Here is an 18,770-nt window from a genome sequence, read left to right as displayed (position 1 = left end):
CAAAGCCCCACCCAGCCTTCGACGCATTCCGGACCGATGAGTCGTGCCCTTGGCGCATTGCGCGGTGCCTTTCTGGCCGTCGGCGCGATGAGTGGCGTGTCGAATCTTTTGATGCTGACCGGCCCGCTTTTCATGCTTCAGGTCTATGACCGTGTTCTGGCAAGCCAGAGCATCCCGACCTTGATTGCCCTGATCGGGCTTGTGGTCGGTCTTTATCTGTTTCTTGGTGCGGTTGATGCCCTGCGTGCGCGCATGTTGGTCCGGGTTGGCTGGCGGGTCGATGAACAGACCGGACCCATGGCTCTTTCGAGCACCTTGGATCTGCGCCTGAAAAACGGCCGCGAAACCTCTCAGCCGCTTGGTGATCTTGATCAGATCCGACAGTTTCTTGGCGGTTCCGGGCCTGTGGCGATATGTGATTTGCCGTGGATGCCGCTTTTCCTTGGGATCGTTTTTGCCTTCCACCCTTGGCTTGGCGTGCTGGCCCTTGTTGGTGGGATGGTCCTGATTGTCCTGACCCTGATCAGTGAATTTGTGACGCGGAAGAAAGTCGCGCGGATGAACAGTCAGATTGTCAGGCGCAATGCGTTGATTGAAGCCGGACGGCAAAATGCCGAGGCCATTCGTGCGATGGGCATGGAAGATGCCTTTCGCGGGGCATGGGCCAAACAAAACAATCTGTATTTGAACGACAACACCGCCGTTGGTGACGTTACGTCGACCTTTTCGGCCTATATCAAGGTCATTCGTCTGGCGCTGCAGTCCGGCGTATTGGCACTTGGTGCTTATCTTGCGATCAAGCAGGAAGTCACCCCCGGTGCGATGGTCGCTGCATCAATTTTAACCGCGCGTGCCTTGTCACCGGTTGAGCAGGCCATCGCCAATTGGCGCGGATTTGTAGCTGCACGACAAGCATGGGGGCGTCTTGATGCGCTTCTGCCAGATATTTCCGATAAAGCGGACACAACAACTCTGCCAGCGCCGTCTGAGAGCCTTTCGGTTTCCGGTCTTGTGATCGGCACGCCCGGCAATCAGAAAGCCGGCAAAGACAAGGTCCTGTTGCGGGTTGGCGAACTTGTTCTCAAGGCTGGCGACGGACTTGGTGTGATCGGGCCAAGCGGCTCGGGAAAGTCGACCCTTGGCCGAGCATTGGTTGGTATGGGGGCATTTCGCGGTGGCAATATCCGTCTTGACGGGGCGGAGCTTTCCCACTGGAACCCGGTCGATCTTGGCCGTCATATCGGCTATTTGCCCCAGGATGTGGCGCTGTTTGACGATACAATTGCGCGCAACATTGCCCGGTTGCAGAGTGACGCGACCGACAGCGCCATTGTTTCGGCGGCAAAGGCAGCTGGCGCCCATGAAATGATCCTGTCCCTGCCCAATGGTTATGACACCCGGATTGGCAGTGGCGGTGTTGTTCTGTCAGGTGGGCAGCGGCAACGTATTGGCCTTGCCCGTGCCTTGTTTGGCGATCCGTTCCTGATTGTGCTTGATGAACCCAATGCCAGTCTCGACAGCCTCGGCGAGCAAGCCTTGCTTCAAGCCGTCAGGGATGCGCGTGCCCGCGGGGCGATTGTCGTTCTGATCGCGCACCGGCCCAGTGCGCTTGCAACCGTGAACCTTGCGACCGTTATTCAGGATGGCCGTCAGGTGGCGTTTGGCAAACGTGACGACATCATGCGCAAAACCGTCAGACAGGTGGGAGAAACCGCATGACCAGATTACAGCTTGCCACCGGGCCAAGCGGATCGGCAGATCCCCAGGTGATGTCGCCAGCGATTGCAACACTGCGCCGCCATGTTGTTTGGGGGGGCGGCATCGTTGCCGTGCTGTTTACCAGCTGTGTGTTATGGCTTGTTTTTGCGCAGCTGTCCGGTGCGGTGGTTGCCACGGGCAAGCTCGTTGTCGAAAGCAACGTCAAGGATGTGCAGCATTCAGAAGGTGGCATTGTCGGCCAGATCAATGTGAAAAACGGCGACCGGGTTGCGGCGGGTGATCTTTTGATCCGCCTTGACGATACGATGGCACGCGCAAGCCTCGGGATTGTCGAAACACAATTGTCGGCCTTGATTGCCAGACGCATGCGTCTGACCGGTGAACGTGACAACCTGCCTGCTCTTGAAGTTCCTGCAGCCTTTGTCGACCGTAAGTCGGAACCGAAGATATCCGAGCTGATCGCAGCTGAAGTCAGTCTGTTTGCGGCCCGTAAAAACAGTCTGGAAGGTGAAAAGGAACAATTGCGCCAAAAGCTTTCCCAGCTTTCAGAAACGGTTGTGGGCCTGACCGCGCAGAAAAACGCCAATGAGGAAGAGCGCCATCATATCGTTGATGAACTGACCGGGCTTGAAACCCTGTTTGCCAAACAACTTGTGCCGATCACGCGGGTCGCTGCCCTGCGCCGCGAACGCGCAAGCCTTGATGGCCGGCATGGCGAACTGACCGCCCAGATCGCCGCAACACGCATGCAGATTTCGGAAACCGAGATGCAAATCCTGCAGCTTGATCGTGATCGGCAGACGGAGGTTCTTGGCGAACTGACCGATATTGATCAGCAGATCGCCCAATTAATGCAGCGTGAAATCGCGCTGCGTGACCAGTTGCGCCGGATCGATATTCGCGCACCCTATGACGGGACGGTTTATCAGCTTGCCGTGCACACGGTTGGTGGCGTCATTGGACCGGGTGACAGGATCATGGGGATTGTGCCGGATCGCGATGAACTGGTGATCGAAGCAAAGGTCAATCCGCGTGACATCGAACAGGTCGTGGTCGGCCAGACCGCCATGCTGCGTTTCACAGCCTTTAATCAGCGAACCACCCCGGAACTTAACGGTCAGGTATCCTTTGTGTCGGCTGATCTTGATCGCGATGAACTGACCGGTGAGACCTATTATAATGTACGTGTGCGCATCGAAGCCGGTGAAGTGGCCAAACTTGAAGGTCGCGAACTGGTGCCCGGCATGCCGGTTGAGACATTCCTCGCAACCGGGGAGCGCTCTGCGCTGAGTTATCTGTTCAAACCACTATCTGATCAGTTTGCCCGCGCGTTTCGCGAGGACTGATCTTTCCCGTGGAATGATTTCGCACGGTGAGTTTCAGATATCAGCTCGCCTGACCCGTCTTGGGAAAAGAGAGCCGAACGGCAATGAACCATTCGGCTGGACTTAGGACCGGACTTAAGGAAAGGGCAACGGCAATGAATGCTGTATCAGGTCAGGCACTGGCGGACATGACCCGTCTCGAAGAACTCAAGCAATCGACGCGCAGCGCACATCAGTCGGTGGATGACATGGTTATGGCCATGGAACCGTTCGACAGCCGCGACAACTATCTGCGCTTCTTGCGCTTGCAACATATATTTCATGGCCGGATGAAATCACTCTATGCGGCAGATGATCTGAATGATGCCATTCCGGGCCTGGTAGAGCGCAGCCGATATGATGCTGTCTGTGCCGATATGGCGGACCTTGGGTATGATGCGGAAGAAGACTGGAGTCGGATGCCGATTAACGCCGATGGTGCAGAAAGAGTGGGCTGGCTTTATGTTTGTGAGGGGTCATCACTGGGCGCGGCCTTCTTGCTTAAGGCGGCTGACAAGATCGGCCTTCATGCGCAATTTGGCGCCCGCCATCTGGCCGGTCATGTCGAAGGCCGTGGCAAGCACTGGCGTGAATTTGCAGAGCAGGTCAATGGCTTGGCGCTTGATGCAAAGGACGAGCAAGCCGTGCGTGACGGGGCTGTGAATGCCTTTGCCTTCTTCCGTGGTTTGGCCGCCCCGCAGCCGTCGGTTTGAACCCGCCCGGAATCCTTGGGTTGAATGGCGTTGTGTGCCGGTATCCTGACTTGATTTCTGCGCAAACCGGCTGTATAAAGCCGCCAAGCTTTTTGTAAATTCTGACAAAGAGTGGGCCTCGCGCCCGCTCTTTTGTGCTTTTTGGGGTATGGCATCGCTTTATGGCTGAGCTGATTGGACAACAGTTAAAAGACCCGTTGATGGCGAAAATCGCAGAGATTATCGAGCCGTCACTCAACGCGCTGGGCTTTGAGCTGGTTCGCGTTTCGATGACCGGGCAGGACCACAATATCCTGCAGATCATGGCGGATCGTCCGGATGCCAAAGGCAGCATCAATGTTGAAGATTGCGCCGAAATCAGCCGTACGGTTTCTGCCCTGATGGATGTTGAGGATCCGATTTCAGGTGCCTATCACCTTGAAGTCAGTTCCCCGGGTATCGACCGCCCGCTGACCCGTGCCGCGCATTTTGATGTGTGGAAGGGATTTGAGGCAAAGGTCGAGCTGGTGATGGCCATGAATGGTCGTCGCCGTTTCAGCGGTGTGCTGGATGGGATTGAAGATAATGCGGTCGCCCTGATTGTGGATGGCGAACGTGTCTTGTTGCCGTTGGCCGATATCGCGAAAGCGAAATTGGTGCTGACAGATGAATTGATCGCGCACGTCACCGGTGATCGCCGGACTGACGATAACGCAGAATAGAGGTTGGATATGGAAGCAACTTCGGGAATGCCGCGGCCGGAACTTTTGCAGGTCGCTGATGCCGTTGCCCGTGAAAAGGGCATTGATCGTGACGAAGTTCTCGGTGCCATGGAACAGGCCATTCAGAAGGCCGGTCGTTCCAGATATGGTCACGAGCATGACATTCGTGCGCATATCGACCGTAAAACCGGCGAAATCAAACTCGCCCGTTACATCGAAGTCACCGATGAAATCGAAAACGATTTCACCCAGATGTCGCTCGAACAGGCGCGTATCCGTGACGAGAACATCAATCTTGGTGAATTCCTTGTTGATCCGCTGCCGCCGATCGATTTTGGTCGTATCGCTGCCCAGACCGCAAAGCAGGTCATCGTGCAGAAAGTGCGCGACGCAGAGCGCGAACGCCAGTTCGAGGAATACAAGGACCGTGCAGACGAAGTCATCAACGGCGTCGTCAAGCGTGTCGAGTTCGGCAACGTTCTTGTTGATATCGGCCGTGCCGAAGCGATCCTGCGCCGTGAAGAACTGATCCCGCGCGAGACCGTGCGTCAGGGGGACCGGGTACGTGCCCTGATCCTTGATGTCCGTCGTGAACAGCGTGGCCCGCAGATCTTCCTGTCGCGTACCCACCCGACCTTCATGGCAAAACTGTTTGCCCAGGAAGTTCCGGAAATCTACGACGGCATTATCGAGATCAAGTCGGTTGCCCGTGACCCGGGTTCGCGCGCCAAAATCTCGGTTCTGTCCTCGGACAACTCGATTGACCCGGTTGGCGCCTGTGTCGGTATGCGCGGTTCGCGCGTGCAGGCTGTTGTTGCCGAACTGCAGGGCGAGAAAATCGACATCATCCAGTGGTCGGAAGATCCGGCGACCTTCGTTGTGAACGCATTGGCCCCGGCCGAGGTCACCAAGGTTGTTATTGATGAAGAAACCAACCGTATCGAAGTCGTCGTTCCGGACGATCAGCTGAGCCTCGCCATTGGCCGTCGCGGTCAGAACGTGCGTCTGGCTTCCCAGCTGACCGGTTGGGATATCGACATTCTGACCGAGGAAGACGAAAGCGAACGTCGTCAGGAAGAAGCACGCAAGCGTGCGGAAATGTTCATCAAGGCCCTTGATGTTGACGAAGTTATAGCCCATCTCCTCGTTGCCGAAGGCTTTACCTCGATCGAGGAAGTCGGTTACGTGCCGCTGGCAGAACTGGCCGAGATCGAAGGTTTCGAAGAAGAAATCGCCGAAGAACTGCGCAACCGCGCACGTACCTTCCTTTCCGAAGAGGCAGAGCGCCTTCAGAAGCGTCGTGAGGAGCTCAAGGTTGCCGACGATCTGGTCGAATTCCCGGGGCTGTCGCTTGCCGTTGTTGTTCGCCTTGGCGAAAACGACGTCAAAAACCTTGAAGACTTTGCTGATCTCGCCAGTGACGAGCTGATCGAATATGTCGCAGATGCCGATACCATTACCATGGATCAGGCCAACGACATGATCATGGAAGCCCGTCGCAAGCTTGGCTGGTTCGATGGTCTTGAAGAAGAGACCGAAGAAACTGCCGAAGGCGAAGAGGCGCAAGCCTGATCGGAGGATGCCATGTCGCATCGTAAAGGCGGCAAGGTAGCCGAGGTTCCGGAACGCCGGTGCATTGTCACCGGCGAAGTCCGGTACAAGGAAGATCTTCTCAGGGTTGTAATCGGGCCGGATGGTTCGGTTGTTCCCGACCTTGAGGAACGGCTGCCGGGACGGGGATTATGGTTGTGCCCGTCGCGGGATGTGATAAATACCGCCTGTGCAAAGAACGCCTTTGCCCGGGCGGCCCGGCAAAAAGTCGTGGTCGACACCGCACTTGCAGACCGGATCGAGGAATTGCTGACGCGCAAATGTATCGATCTGTTGTCGCTGGCGCGACGTGCCGGACAGGCTGTTGCAGGATTTGAAAAGGCCCGTGCCCAGATTGCCGAGGGCGCAGCCTTGATATTGGCGGCACGCGATGGTGCCGCAGACGGAAAATCCAAGATCGAGGCCAAGGCCCGGGATCTGCCGATTTATTCCGTTCTGGATGCTGCTGAAATCGGCGCGGCTTTTGGTCGCGAAAAAGCAGTACATGTGGCCGTTGCGCCAGGAGGCCTTGCCAACCGGTTGGGGCGTTCATGCAAGCGGCTTGAAGGATTTCGCGCTGTCTGAGATCAGACAAGCGCCAGACGGACAGGACAGGATCGGCAGATGTGCCCGATCCCGCAGGAAATGAGGAAGTTGGACGGATTATGAGTGATCGCGAACAGGAGAAGAAACCGCTGAGCCTCAACAGATCGAAGCTTGAATTGAGCAAGACGATCGAGGCCGGGCAGGTTCGCCAGAACTTCTCGCATGGACGGTCAAAATCTGTGACCGTCGAAGTGCGTAAGAAGCGTACATTCGAAAAGAACGAATCCGGTCGCTTCCGTGAAGTGAAGAAGGATCTCGTTGAAGAGCAGGCACCGGCGGCAGAAAAGCCGGAACCGGAAGTCAAGAAAGAGCCGGTTGAAGAGCCGAAATCGCGTCCGACCGTTGATGATCACGGCAATCTGACCGATAGCGAACGTGCTGCCCGCATGGCTGCTTTGAAGGCTGCTGAAGAGCGCCGCAAGCAGGACGAAGCGGGCGCCGAAATTCGCGCTCGTGAAGAAGCGGCACGCAAGGCCGAGGAAGAAGCCCGCAAGGCAGAAGAAGCCAAGGCAAAGGCCGAAGAAGAGGCCAAGAAGGAAGAAGCACCGGCTGAGGCCAAAGGCGACTCCCCGTCTGTGGAAGAAGTTGAACAGCAGCTTGCTGCCTCGACCGCCAAGGGCAAGACTTCCAAGCCGAAACCGGCTGCCAAGCCGAAGGCTGAGGAAAACGTTATTCAGGGTGAGCCGGCAGAGCCGCTCGTCCCCGAAGAGCGTCGCCGTGCTGCCCCGGCAGATGGCAAGTCCAAAAGCCGCAAGGAAATTGAAGAAGAGAACGCCCGTGTGGCAGCGCGCAAGCGTGCAGAAGAAGAAGCCGGTCGCGCAGCGCGCGGCAAGGGTGACGATGGCCGCCGCCGTGGCAAGCTTTCGATCAACAATGCAATGAGCGGTGACGAAGGTGGTCGCCGTCGTTCCATGGCATCGATCAAGCGCCAGCAGGCCAAAGCAAAAGCGCGTGCCCAAGGGCCGCAGAAACCGAAGGAAAAAGTCGTGCGTGATGTGGTTATCCCGGACGTTATTACTGTCCAGGAACTCGCCAACCGTATGGCTGAACGTGCGGCAGACGTGATCAAGACCCTGATGAGCATGGGCGTTATGGCGACCATCAACCAGAGCCTTGATCCAGATACCGCACAGCTCGTGGTCGAGGAATTTGGCCATAACATGCGCCGTGTTTCCGATGCCGACGTTGAAGAAGCACTGGTCAGTGCTGACGACAACGACGCACAGCTGGTCGGTCGTCCGCCGGTCGTGACCGTCATGGGCCACGTTGACCACGGTAAAACCTCGCTGCTTGATGCGCTGCGTTCTACCGACGTTGCCGGTGGCGAAGCCGGTGGCATTACCCAGCATATTGGTGCCTATCAGGTCACCATGGCAACCGGCTCGAAAATTACCTTTATCGATACCCCGGGCCACGCCGCATTTACCGAAATGCGTTCGCGCGGTGCACAGGTTACCGATATCGTGGTTCTGGTTGTTGCTGCCGATGACTCGGTCATGCCGCAGACGATTGAAGCGATCAGCCACGCCAAGGCAGCCGACGTTCCGATGATTGTCGCGATCAACAAGATCGACAAGCCGGGCGCGAATGCCAACAAGGTGAAAACCGAACTTCTTCAGCATGAAGTTGTGGTCGAGGAAATGGGTGGCGACGTTCAAGCGGTTGAAGTTTCAGCCAAACAGCGCACTGGCCTGACCGAACTGGAAGAAGCCATTCTGCTGCAGTCCGAGGTGCTTGACCTTAAAGCCAACCCGGAACGTGTTGCCGATGGTGTTGTTGTCGAAGCCCGTATGGAAAAAGGCCGTGGTCCGGTCGCAACCGTTCTGGTTCAGCGCGGTACGCTGCGCACGGGTGACATCTTTGTCACCGGCCCGGAATGGGGTCGTGTCCGTGCCCTGATCGATGATCACGGTAACCGTGTTGGCGAAGCCATCCCGGGGATGCCGGTCGAGGTGACCGGTCTGAACGGTGTGCCGTCTGCCGGTGACGACTTTGTGGTTGTTGAAAACGAAGCCAAGGCACGTGAAGTGTCTGACTTCCGTCAGCGCCGCATTCGTGAAACCCAGGCTGCCGCGATGAAGAAATCCGCGCTCGAGAACATGTTCTCGCAGAGCGGTGAGGTCAAAGAACTCCCGATCGTCATCAAGGGTGACGTGCAGGGTTCTGTCGAAGCGCTTATCGGCACCTTGCAGAAACTTGGTAACGAGGAAGTCTCGGTCCGCGTTCTGCATAGCGGTGTCGGTGGTATCAACGAATCCGACGTTACGCTGGCGCGCGCATCCAATGCGCTGATCATCGGCTTTAACGTGCGTGCAAACCAGCAGGCCCGTGAACAGGCCCGCCGTGACAACGTCGATATTCGTTACTACTCGATCATTTACGATGTTGCTGATGACATCAAAAAGATGCTGTCGGGCATGCTTTCCCCGGAAGTTCGCGAGAAATTCCTGGGTTACGCAGAAATCCGCGACATCTTCACCATCTCTGGCAACAAGATTGCCGGTTGCATGGTCACCGAGGGTATCGTCAAACGCGGCGCAGGTGTGCGCCTGCTGCGCGACGATGTCGTCATTCATTCCGGCGAACTTTCGACGCTCCGTCGCTTCAAGGACGAAGTCAAGGAAGTCCGCGAGGGCTATGAGTGCGGTATGTCGTTTGCCAAATACAACGATATCCAGGCTGGCGATGTCATCGAGTGCTTCGAGAACGAGGAAATTGCCGTCGAACTGTAAGACGGTGAGGAACTGAAATGGCGAAGCAACCGGCCAAAGCACCAAGTCAGCGACAGCTCCGCGTGGCGGAAGAAATCCGTCAGGCGCTGTCGCAGGCATTGGAGCGTGGAGACATTTACGATCCGGAACTGACCCGGCGCCCGGTGACCATCACGGGTGTCAATCTTTCCCCGGATATGCGTAATGCAATGGTATCCTTTACCCCGCTTGGCGGCGGTGAAGCGGAAACGTCGATGAAGGCGTTGATGCGTCAGAAAGGACACCTGCGCAATCATGTGGCCCATACGGTCCATATGAAATATGTGCCTGCATTGCGATTTGTCGAAGACAAGAGTTTTGATGTCGCTGACCATATAGGTGCCCTCCTTCGTGACCCGCATGTCGCGCAGGATCTTGTGGATGACCGGTCGGGTGACCCGGAAGATGAGGACGACTGATGGCGCGTCGCCGTCGCGGTAAAAGCATTAATGGCTGGCTGGCGGTCGACAAGCCCCTGGAGATCACGTCATCAACCGTGGTCAATCAGGTGCGCCGTCTGTTGGATGCCAACAAGGCCGGACATGGCGGGACACTTGATCCGCTGGCGTCCGGCGTTCTGCCGATTGCCTTTGGCGAAGCAACCAAAACGGTTGCTTATGTCATGGATGGCAGTAAAAGCTATCGCGTGACGCTGAAATTCGGCGAAGCGCGCAGTACGGATGATGCCGAAGGCGAGGTGATCGAAACTTCCGACCATCGTCCGACTGAAGACGAAATCAAGGCTGTGCTGGGTGAATTCATCGGTGAAATCCAGCAGGTGCCGCCAAAGTTTTCGGCGATCAAGGTCAATGGCAAGCGTGCCTATGATCTTGCCCGTCGCGATGAAGATGTGGTGTTGCAGCCACGTCCGATTCTGATCAAGGATCTTCGACTGGTCGACATGCCAGATCGCGATCATGCCGTGCTTGACGTTGTGTCGGGCAAAGGTGCGTATATGCGATCTTTGGCGCGCGATATCGCGCTGCGCCTTGGGACTGTCGGCTATATCGCCGCGCTGCGCCGGACTTCGGCGGGGCCGTTTTCGGAAGGGAACGCCATTCCCCTGCAGGAACTGCTGGATATGGACCCGGACGAGGTGATGAAGAAACTGCTTCCGGTTGAGACCGCGCTGGACGACATCCCGGCGCTGGCCCTGACCGAAGTCGAGGCGCAACGCCTTTCCTCTGGCCAGCCTGTCGGGCTGTTGCCGGTGGCAAAGCGCAATGCCCTTGAAAACCCCGTCGTGCAGGACGAAATCGTCTGTGCCATGCTCGATGACCGCGCGGTAGCGTTGGCTGAGATCAATGGTGGCGAAATCCGTCCTGTGCGTGTTTTTAATCTCTAAAGGCGAAAGGATGCCTGATGTCGATTACTGCTGAACGCAAAGCTGAGCTGATCAAGGAATACGCTCAGAAAGACGGTGACACCGGTTCCCCCGAAGTCCAGGTTGCTATCCTGACCGAACGGATCAAGAACCTTACCGAGCACATGAAAGAACATAACCACGACTTCCATAGCCGTCGTGGTCTTCTCATGATGGTTGGTCAGCGTCGCCGCCTGCTGAAGTACCTGCAGCGCAAAGACCAGTCGCGTTACGAGAGCGTTATCGAACGCCTCGGTATTCGCCGCTGATATCGAACTGCGGCGGAGGGTGACCTCCGCCGTCGTTTTTTTTATTGTTCCGGTGGATCGGAGCACGAGAAGCAGGGTCGGATGGGCCGACCCGATGCTTACGCCGGACCCATTACTCATGACGCTGTCATGCAAGCCTCATGAGTAATGTGTTCGGAACTCGTGTACACTTTCGGGTCCGCCAGAGGTTTGTAAGAGGAAGAGAAAATAATGTTTAATGTCGTCCGTAAGGAAATGCAGTGGGGCAATGCCAAACTGGTTCTTGAAACCGGTAAAATTGCCCGTCAGGCAGATGGTGCCGTCAAGGTCACCTACGGTGAAACCGTTGTCCTGTGTACTGCTGTTGGCGCAAAACAGCCGCGCCCGGATGTCGACTTTTTCCCGCTGACGGTTAACTACCAGGAAAAAGCATTTGCTGCCGGCAAAATCCCGGGTGGCTTCTTCAAGCGTGAAGGCCGTCCGTCCGAAAAAGAAACCCTTGTTTCGCGTCTGATCGACCGTCCGATCCGTCCGCTGTTCCACCCGCAATATCGCAATGACACCCAGATCGTTTGTACCGTTCTGTCGCATGACATGGAAAACGATCCGGACGTGGTTGCAATGATCGGTACCTCGGCGGCACTGACCATTTCCGGTCTGCCGTTCCTCGGCCCGATCGGTGCGGCCCGCGTTGGTTACAAGGATGGCGAATACATCCTCAACCCGTCGACCGAAGCGGTTAAGGAAAGCGACCTTGATCTTGTTGTTGCGGGTACCCGCGACGGCGTGATGATGGTTGAATCCGAAGCATCCGAACTGTCCGAAGACGTCATGCTTGGCGCGGTCAAATTCGGTCACGAACAGTTCCAGGGCGTTCTCGACCTGATCATCGATCTGGCTGAAGAAGCTGCCAAAGAGCCGCGCGAAGTTGCCGGTCTTCCGGATGGCTATGACGCGCTGGTCGAAAAAGTTGCTGCACTGGGCACCGAAGGCCTGACCGCAGCTTACGCAAACGTTGTAAAACAGGAGCGTTCAGCTGCTGTTGCTGCGGCGAAAGCCGACATCGTTGAAAAACTTGGTGATGAGGTTCCTGACGAACTCAAAGGCAAGGTTTCCTCGATCATCAAGGATCTGGAAAAAGACATCGTTCGCGGTGCGATCCTGAAAACCGGCAAGCGTATCGATGGCCGTACCGGTGCCGACGTTCGTCCGATCATGGGCGAAGTTTCGGTTCTGCCGCGTTCGCACGGTTCCTCGATCTTCACCCGTGGTGAAACCCAGGCACTGGCTGTTGTTACCCTTGGTACCGGTCAGGACGAGCAGATCGTTGACGCGCTTGACGGTGAATACCGTGAAGGCTTCATGCTGCATTACAACTTCCCGCCCTATTCGGTTGGTGAAGCTGGCCGTATGGGTTCGCCGGGCCGTCGTGAAATCGGTCACGGTAAACTGGCATGGCGTGCGCTGCATCCGCTGATGCCGAGCAAGGATGCCTTCCCGTACACCACCCGTATCGTTTCGGAAGTCACCGAATCAAACGGTTCGTCCTCGATGGCGACGGTTTGCGCAAGCTCGCTTGCGATGATGGATGCCGGTGTTCCGCTGGCACGTCCGGTTGCCGGTATCGCCATGGGCCTGATCAAGGAAGCCGAAGACTTTGCTGTCCTGTCCGACATCATGGGTGACGAAGATCACCTTGGCGACATGGACTTCAAGGTTGCCGGTACCGAGAACGGCGTTACCTCGCTGCAGATGGACATCAAGATCACCTCGGTGACTGCGGAAATCATGCAGATTGCGCTGAAACAGGCACGTGATGGCCGACTGCACATCCTTGGCGAAATGTCCAAGGCACTGCCGGAAGCACGTGGTGAAGTTTCGGGCAACGCACCGACCATCACCCAGTTCTCGATCCCGAAAGACAAAATTCGTGACGTCATCGGTTCGGGCGGCAAGGTCATTCGCGAAATCTGCGAAGAAACCGGTGCAAAAGTTGACATCGAAGATGATGGTTCGATCACTGTCGCACATACCGATGGTGCCAAAGGCAAGCAGGCAGTGGATTGGATCAAATCCATCGTTGCGGAACCTGAATTGAATCATATCTATGACGGTAAGGTCGTTAAGGCTGTTGATTTCGGTGCATTCGTAAACTTCTTCGGTGCGCGCGACGGTCTTGTTCACATTTCGGAACTGGCACCTGAGCGTGTCAAACAGGTTTCGGACATCGTGAAAGAAGGCGACCAGGTTAAGGTCAAAGTCATCGGTTTCGATGATCGCGGCAAAATCAAACTGTCGATGAAACGTGTTGACCAGGAAACCGGTGCCGACCTCGAAGCAGGCGACGCCGAATAAGCTAACGGGATGCCGGACGACGATAAAAACGCGACGTCGTCCGGCACTCTGCGCGATACCTTGGTGTCGCGGGCAAATGCCGAATGGGAGAGACGAATTTGAAAGCCCTTAAACCGCTCGTCATGTCGGGTAAAGAAGTCTTGCCAGTTATTGAAGGTGGCAAAGGCGTTGCTGTATCGACGGGTAGAAGTTCCGGCGCATGGGCTGCTGCCGGTGGTATCGGGACTTTTTCCGCTGTGAATGCCGATTCTTATGACGAGAACGGCAATCTGGTCCCGATCGAATATGCAGGAAAAACCCGTAGTGACCGTCATCAGGAACTGATCGCCTATGGCATTCGTGGCGGGATTGCGCAGGCGCAGATTGCACATGAAATGCGCAATGGCGAAGGCCGCTTGCATATGAATGTTTTGTGGGAAATGGGCGGTGCTGAACCCATTCTCCATGGTGTTCTCGAAGGTGCCAAAGGTCTCATCCACGGTGTGACCTGTGGTGCGGGTATGCCATACAAGATTGCGCAGATTTCTGCACAGTATGGCGTGCATTATTATCCGATCGTGTCTTCGGCGCGTGCGTTTCGTGCGTTGTGGCTGCGTTCGTACAAAAAGATCCCGGAATGGCTGGGCGGCGTGGTCTATGAAGATCCGTGGCGTGCCGGTGGCCATAATGGCCTTTCGAATTCCGAAGATCCGCTGGTCCCCGAAGATCCGTTCCCGCGTGTGGCCGCCCTTCGTGAATTCATGAATTCCGTTGGCCTCAATGATGTTCCGATCATCATGGCCGGTGGGGTATGGTACCTGCGCGATTTCGAAGACTGGATCGACAATCCGGAAGTCGCCCCGGTGGCCTTCCAGTTTGGGACGCGTCCGCTTCTGACCCAGGAAAGCGAGATTTCCGATGACTGGAAATCCCGTCTGACCAGTCTGCAGAACGGCGATGTGTCGTTGCATAAATTCAGCCCGACGGGCTTCTATAGCTCGGCTGTACGCAACGACTTCCTCGAAGATCTGCATCAGCGTTCTGATCGTCAGGTCCGCTATTCGCGTACCGCCGAGGCAGATCTGCATGTCGGTATTCCGTTGGGCCGTCGCGGTCGTCCGATCTATGTGCGTGAAGATGATGCCGACAAGGTCAAGGGCTGGCTTGAAGCCGGTTATACCGAAGGCATGCCGACCCCGGATGACACCATGGTGTTTGTCACCCCGGAAAGCGCGCTGACGATCAAGAAAGACCAGATCGATTGCATGGGCTGCCTGTCGCAGTGCCAGTTCTCCAACTGGGAACAGCATGAAGGCACCACCGGTAAGCGTGCCGATCCGCGCTCCTTCTGCATTCAGAAGACGCTGCAGAATATTGCGCATGGTGCCGATGTCGAACATGAGCTGATGTTTGCCGGTCACAATGCCTACAAGTTTGGCGAAGATCCGTTCTATGCCAACGGCAATATTCCGACCGTGAAGGAACTGGTCGATCGCATCATGACGGGCGACTGATCCTGATCTCGGATCAAATAAAAAAAGGGCTGGTTTTTACCGGCCCTTTTTGTTTGTATTTAGCGTTATTTCACCCTGCGATTATAGTTGATCAAAATCAAAGAACAACGCGTCGGGGTTCTTTAGTCTATGCCAAGAATTCAACAGGGCCATGCGGATTTTGGCCCGACCACGACAAAGGGGCAAAGCTATGGGACATACATCGCGTCCATATACCAACGCGCTTAACCGGCTCAAGGATGCCAATCTGCGTCCCACGCGTCAGCGTTTGGCACTGGCACGTTTGCTGTTTGATGATGGTCATCGTCACGTCACGGCAGAACAGCTGCATTCCGAAGCCATGAGCAACAATATAAAGGTATCGCTGGCAACGGTTTACAACACTTTGCACCAGTTCACCGATGCCCGCCTTCTCAATGAAATCGTGATTGATTCGGGTCGGTCCTATTTCGATACCAACACCGAACCGCATTACCATTTCTATTGCGAAGAAGACGGCATGCTGTCCGATATCCCGGCTGGTGACGTCAAGATCGCCAATATTCCGAACATGCCGAACGGTACGGAATTGGCATCGGTCGATCTGGTCTTCCGTCTGCGTCGCAATCAGGCGGCAAAAGACGCGGCCTGACATAATGCGCCGTCCCTTGCGTACTCTTGCGCAGGTGACAGGCAGATGAAATCTGACGTCTGATCAGTGCAATTGCCCCTGCTCTGCTTGACGACGGTGGATTTGACAACAAATAAAGGGCGGCAGAACCACTTGGTTCTGCCGCCTTATTTTTTGCGACTTTTGCCCTTACACCGTCAGTGTAACGGGCGAACAATAACAAGGATCAGCGCACATGGCGCTCAAGGGAACACGTACCGAGGCAAACCTGCGCGCGGCCTTCGCCGCCGAGGCGCAAACCAACCGACGCTATCTTTACTTTGCCCAGCAGGCCGATATCGAAGGCGAGGCCGAGGCTGCTGAGCTGTTTCGCACCGCGGCCGAGGCGGAAACAGGCCATGCATTCGGCCATCTGGAATTTCTCGAATCCGCGGGCGATCCGCTGACGGGCAAGGATATGGGCACGACGCGCCTTAACCTTGAAGCTGCCATCGCACAGGAAAAGGATGAGGCCGAAACGGCCTATCCGGAAATGGCGCGCATTGCCCGTGAAGAGGGCCTTGAAGATGTCGCTGCCTGGTTTGAAAGCCTGGCGCGGGTCGAAAGTGCGCATGCGGATCGGATTGAACGCCTTCTTGCCCGGATGGGAAGTCAGGCGGATGCGACCTGATCCCCGGTTCTGATCGCCAGAACGTGATTTGTGATCAAGTGTAAAACCACAGAGTTTTGGAGCATCCAAAACCGAAGACAGGAAAACCGATGTTTGTCGTTTCGCTGAGCTACAAGGTTCCACTCGATCAGGTTGATGCCCATATTGAAGGCCATATCGCGTGGCTCAAGCAGGCCTATGCCAAGGGCATGTTTCTGGCATCCGGGCGCAAGATCCCGCGCGATGGCGGGGTGATTTTGGCCAAGGGCGACCGCGCAGCGCTGGAAGACGAACTGACACGCGATCCGTTTCACCAGCATGATCTGGCTGACTATCACATCACGGAATTTGATCCGGTGATGGTCGCAGACGGTCTTGAACCGCTTAGGGCTTAGCCCTCGATCAGGTCGGGGTTGGATGAATTGTCCTTTAGAGCCACACCCGACAGGCCCATCTTGCGCGACTCGCTCATCAGATAGGCGATCTTTTTCGCAGCCTTTTGCGGGTTCAGGCCGGCCGGGCGGATGTTTGATACGCAGTTACGATCCGCGTTCGAACGGCCGCGCTTGGGTCCCCAGGTCAGATAGCAACCAAGCGAGTCTGCACTCGACAGACCCGGGCGTTCACCGATCAGCATCACCGTAAGTTTTGCCCCCAACGCCGCACCGATTTCATCGCCCAGACCGACGCGTGATTGCGTCGCGAGTGTCACCGGTGCGACCGACCAGCTTTCACCCAATTGATCAAGGATCAGCGACAGGGTATTGGCCGCGTGGTCATGGGTGGCACGTGCCGACAGGCCATCAGCCAGAATGAAGGCGACGTCATATTCCCCGGCATGTTTGCCAAGCGCCGCAGTCGACTCGTCATCAAGCAAACGACCCAGATCGGGACGCTGCAGATAGGTCGGGCGATCCGGGGCGGCGGAATGGACATCAACGATCGGCTGATCCAACCCATCAAGCTGGGCACGGACGGATCCGGCATCAAAGGCCATATGCACCGAGTCCCGGGCGCGCGCATGCGCCATCTGGAATTCCAGCAACCGTTCGGTGGGTAACCCGTCGCCCACCCGGCCAAGGCCGATGCGGGCATCGGTATGCACGCGCAATGTGTTCCACGGATCAAGGCCGCTCGGGATTTTCTTGTCGGTCAGGTTGCTCATCTAAGCGGCCCCCGACCATGCCAGAAGGTTCTGGGCGGCCTGCCCGTCAAGCTGCGGACGGGTGCGGCCATTCTGATCAAGAATTTCCATCTTGCGCAGCCAGGCGGCAAATTCCGGGGCCGGTTGCAGCCCCAGGACAGAGCGCAGATACATCGCATCGTGGAAGCTTGTGCTTTGGTAATTGAGCATGATGTCATCCGCACCCGGCACCCCGATGACGAAGTTGCACCCGGCAACACCCAAAAGGGTCAGCAGGTTGTCCATGTCATCCTGATCGGCCTCGGCATGGTTGGTATAGCAAACATCACACCCCATCGGCACACCAAGCAACTTGCCACAGAAATGGTCCTCAAGGCCCGCACGGGTGATCTGTTTGCCATCAAACAGATATTCCGGCCCGATAAAGCCGACCACCGTATTGACCAGAAGCGGCGAGTATTTGCGTGCGACCGCATAGGCGCGTGCCTCGACGGTTTGCTGATCAATGCCTTCGTGGGCATCGGCCGAAAGGGCGGCCCCCTGTCCGGTTTCGAAATACATGACATTGTCGCCAACCGTGCCACGTTTAAGGCCCTTGGCGGCGTCTTCGGCCTCGGCCAGCATGGCCAGATTGATGCCAAAGCTTTCATTGGCCTTTTGCGTGCCGGCAATTGACTGGAACACCAGATCAACCGGTGCATTGCGCGCCATGACATCAATTGCCGTGGTTACATGGGCCAGAACGCAGGACTGGGTCGGGATATCGATCCGTTCGCGGACTTCATCAATCAGCTTAAGAAGCTCGATCATGGCTTCCGGGCTATCCGTCGCCGGATTGATACCAATTACCGCGTCCCCACTGCCATGCATCAACCCATCAAGGATCGAGGCGGCCACCCCAGCCGGATCATCGGTCGGATGGTTGGGCTGCAGCCGGACCGAAAGATGGCCGGGCAAGCCGACCGTATTACGAAAGGCCGTCACGACATGGCATTTCTTGGCCACCGCAATCAGATCCTGATTGCGCATCAGCTTAGAAACAGCCGCCACCATTTCCGGCGTCAGGCCGGGGGCCAGATGTTTCAGCGCTTCGGGGGTGGCATCATCGGTCAGAAGCCAGTTGCGAAATTCACCCACGGTCATGGACGATACCGGCGCAAAGGCATTGGGATCATGATCATCAATGATCATGCGGGTGACGTCATCATCCTCATAAGGAACAAGGACCTCGTTTAAAAACCGTTTAAGCGGTACTTCGGCCAGCGCAAAGCGTGCCGCCACCCGTTCTTCATCCGAGCTTGCGGCAAGCCCCGCCAGCACATCGCCCGACCGAAGCGGACTTGCCTTCGCCAACAAGGTTTTCAGGTCGGGAAAGGTAAAGCGTTCAAAACTGAATGGCGCGCCGGTCTGCAAATTCTGCCTCCTGAAGCATGAAAAACATCGCAAGGGAATTTCCCCCTGTCCG

At 56.5% G+C, this 18,770-nt stretch carries 17 protein-coding genes; 15 read left to right on the top strand and 2 right to left on the bottom strand.

Annotated features, from left to right (window positions below):
• Positions 1-36 precede the first annotated feature (36 nt).
• The 15 genes from ACXAIA_RS01025 (at position 37) to ACXAIA_RS00955 (ending at position 16,556) form a co-directional block, all read left to right on the top strand.
• Positions 37-1,719 (top strand): type I secretion system permease/ATPase, encoded by a 1,683-nt coding sequence (locus tag ACXAIA_RS01025; protein WP_475347705.1) that lies wholly within the window; start codon positions 37-39, stop codon positions 1,717-1,719.
• A complete protein-coding gene (locus ACXAIA_RS01020; protein ID WP_475347704.1) occupies positions 1,716-3,065 on the top strand; it encodes an HlyD family type I secretion periplasmic adaptor subunit in 1,350 nt (449 codons plus the stop codon). Before ACXAIA_RS01025 ends, ACXAIA_RS01020 begins: the two co-directional genes overlap by 4 nt.
• A 134-nt stretch (positions 3,066-3,199) precedes the next feature.
• Positions 3,200-3,796, top strand: coding sequence for a biliverdin-producing heme oxygenase (locus tag ACXAIA_RS01015; RefSeq protein WP_475347703.1), 597 nt, complete (start codon positions 3,200-3,202; stop codon positions 3,794-3,796).
• 200 nt (positions 3,797-3,996) lie between these two features.
• Entirely contained in the window at positions 3,997-4,497 is a 501-nt protein-coding gene (gene rimP / locus ACXAIA_RS01010) for a ribosome maturation factor RimP (protein ID WP_475347702.1), read from the top strand.
• Between the two features lie 9 nt (positions 4,498-4,506).
• Positions 4,507-6,069, top strand: a complete 1,563-nt coding sequence (gene nusA / locus ACXAIA_RS01005; RefSeq protein ID WP_475347701.1) for a transcription termination factor NusA — start codon at positions 4,507-4,509, stop codon at positions 6,067-6,069.
• A 12-nt stretch (positions 6,070-6,081) separates the two neighbouring features.
• Positions 6,082-6,672, top strand: coding sequence for an RNA-binding protein (locus ACXAIA_RS01000; RefSeq protein WP_475347700.1), 591 nt, complete (start codon positions 6,082-6,084; stop codon positions 6,670-6,672).
• A gap of 80 nt (positions 6,673-6,752) precedes the next feature.
• Complete coding sequence (gene infB, locus ACXAIA_RS00995) at positions 6,753-9,425, top strand: translation initiation factor IF-2 (RefSeq protein WP_475347699.1); 2,673 nt, start codon at positions 6,753-6,755, stop codon at positions 9,423-9,425.
• A gap of 17 nt (positions 9,426-9,442) precedes the next feature.
• Complete coding sequence (rbfA, locus tag ACXAIA_RS00990; RefSeq protein WP_475343243.1) at positions 9,443-9,862, top strand: 30S ribosome-binding factor RbfA; 420 nt, start codon at positions 9,443-9,445, stop codon at positions 9,860-9,862.
• Complete coding sequence (gene truB, locus ACXAIA_RS00985) at positions 9,862-10,788, top strand: tRNA pseudouridine(55) synthase TruB (protein ID WP_297018396.1); 927 nt, start codon at positions 9,862-9,864, stop codon at positions 10,786-10,788. The genes rbfA and truB overlap by 1 nt, the downstream gene beginning before the upstream one ends.
• A 17-nt stretch (positions 10,789-10,805) precedes the next feature.
• Positions 10,806-11,075: a 30S ribosomal protein S15 gene (gene rpsO, locus ACXAIA_RS00980; RefSeq protein WP_062957144.1), complete on the top strand. Its 270-nt coding sequence runs from the start codon at positions 10,806-10,808 to the stop codon at positions 11,073-11,075.
• A gap of 210 nt (positions 11,076-11,285) precedes the next feature.
• Positions 11,286-13,409: a polyribonucleotide nucleotidyltransferase gene (gene pnp, locus ACXAIA_RS00975; protein ID WP_475347698.1), complete on the top strand. Its 2,124-nt coding sequence runs from the start codon at positions 11,286-11,288 to the stop codon at positions 13,407-13,409.
• A gap of 98 nt (positions 13,410-13,507) precedes the next feature.
• A complete protein-coding gene (locus tag ACXAIA_RS00970; RefSeq protein WP_475347697.1) occupies positions 13,508-14,902 on the top strand; it encodes an NAD(P)H-dependent flavin oxidoreductase in 1,395 nt (464 codons plus the stop codon).
• Between the two features lie 190 nt (positions 14,903-15,092).
• Entirely contained in the window at positions 15,093-15,533 is a 441-nt protein-coding gene (irrA, locus tag ACXAIA_RS00965; protein WP_063086087.1) for an iron response transcriptional regulator IrrA, read from the top strand.
• Between the two features lie 214 nt (positions 15,534-15,747).
• Positions 15,748-16,182, top strand: a complete 435-nt coding sequence (locus ACXAIA_RS00960) for a rubrerythrin family protein (protein ID WP_475347696.1) — start codon at positions 15,748-15,750, stop codon at positions 16,180-16,182.
• An 89-nt stretch (positions 16,183-16,271) separates the two neighbouring features.
• Positions 16,272-16,556, top strand: a complete 285-nt coding sequence (locus ACXAIA_RS00955; RefSeq protein ID WP_475347695.1) for a YciI family protein — start codon at positions 16,272-16,274, stop codon at positions 16,554-16,556.
• Here the strand turns inward: ACXAIA_RS00955 and eutC are convergent.
• Complete coding sequence (gene eutC / locus ACXAIA_RS00950; protein WP_475347694.1) at positions 16,553-17,326, bottom strand: ethanolamine ammonia-lyase subunit EutC; 774 nt, start codon at positions 17,324-17,326, stop codon at positions 16,553-16,555. The two genes, ACXAIA_RS00955 and eutC, sit on opposite strands and share 4 nt — an antisense overlap.
• A complete protein-coding gene (locus ACXAIA_RS00945) occupies positions 17,327-18,718 on the bottom strand; it encodes an ethanolamine ammonia-lyase subunit EutB (protein ID WP_475347693.1) in 1,392 nt (463 codons plus the stop codon).
• Between the last annotated feature and the right edge of the window lie 52 nt (positions 18,719-18,770).

This window comes from Thalassospira sp. ABL2_045 (genome assembly GCF_056161285.1).
This window is presented reverse-complemented; position numbering and strand designations above follow the sequence as displayed.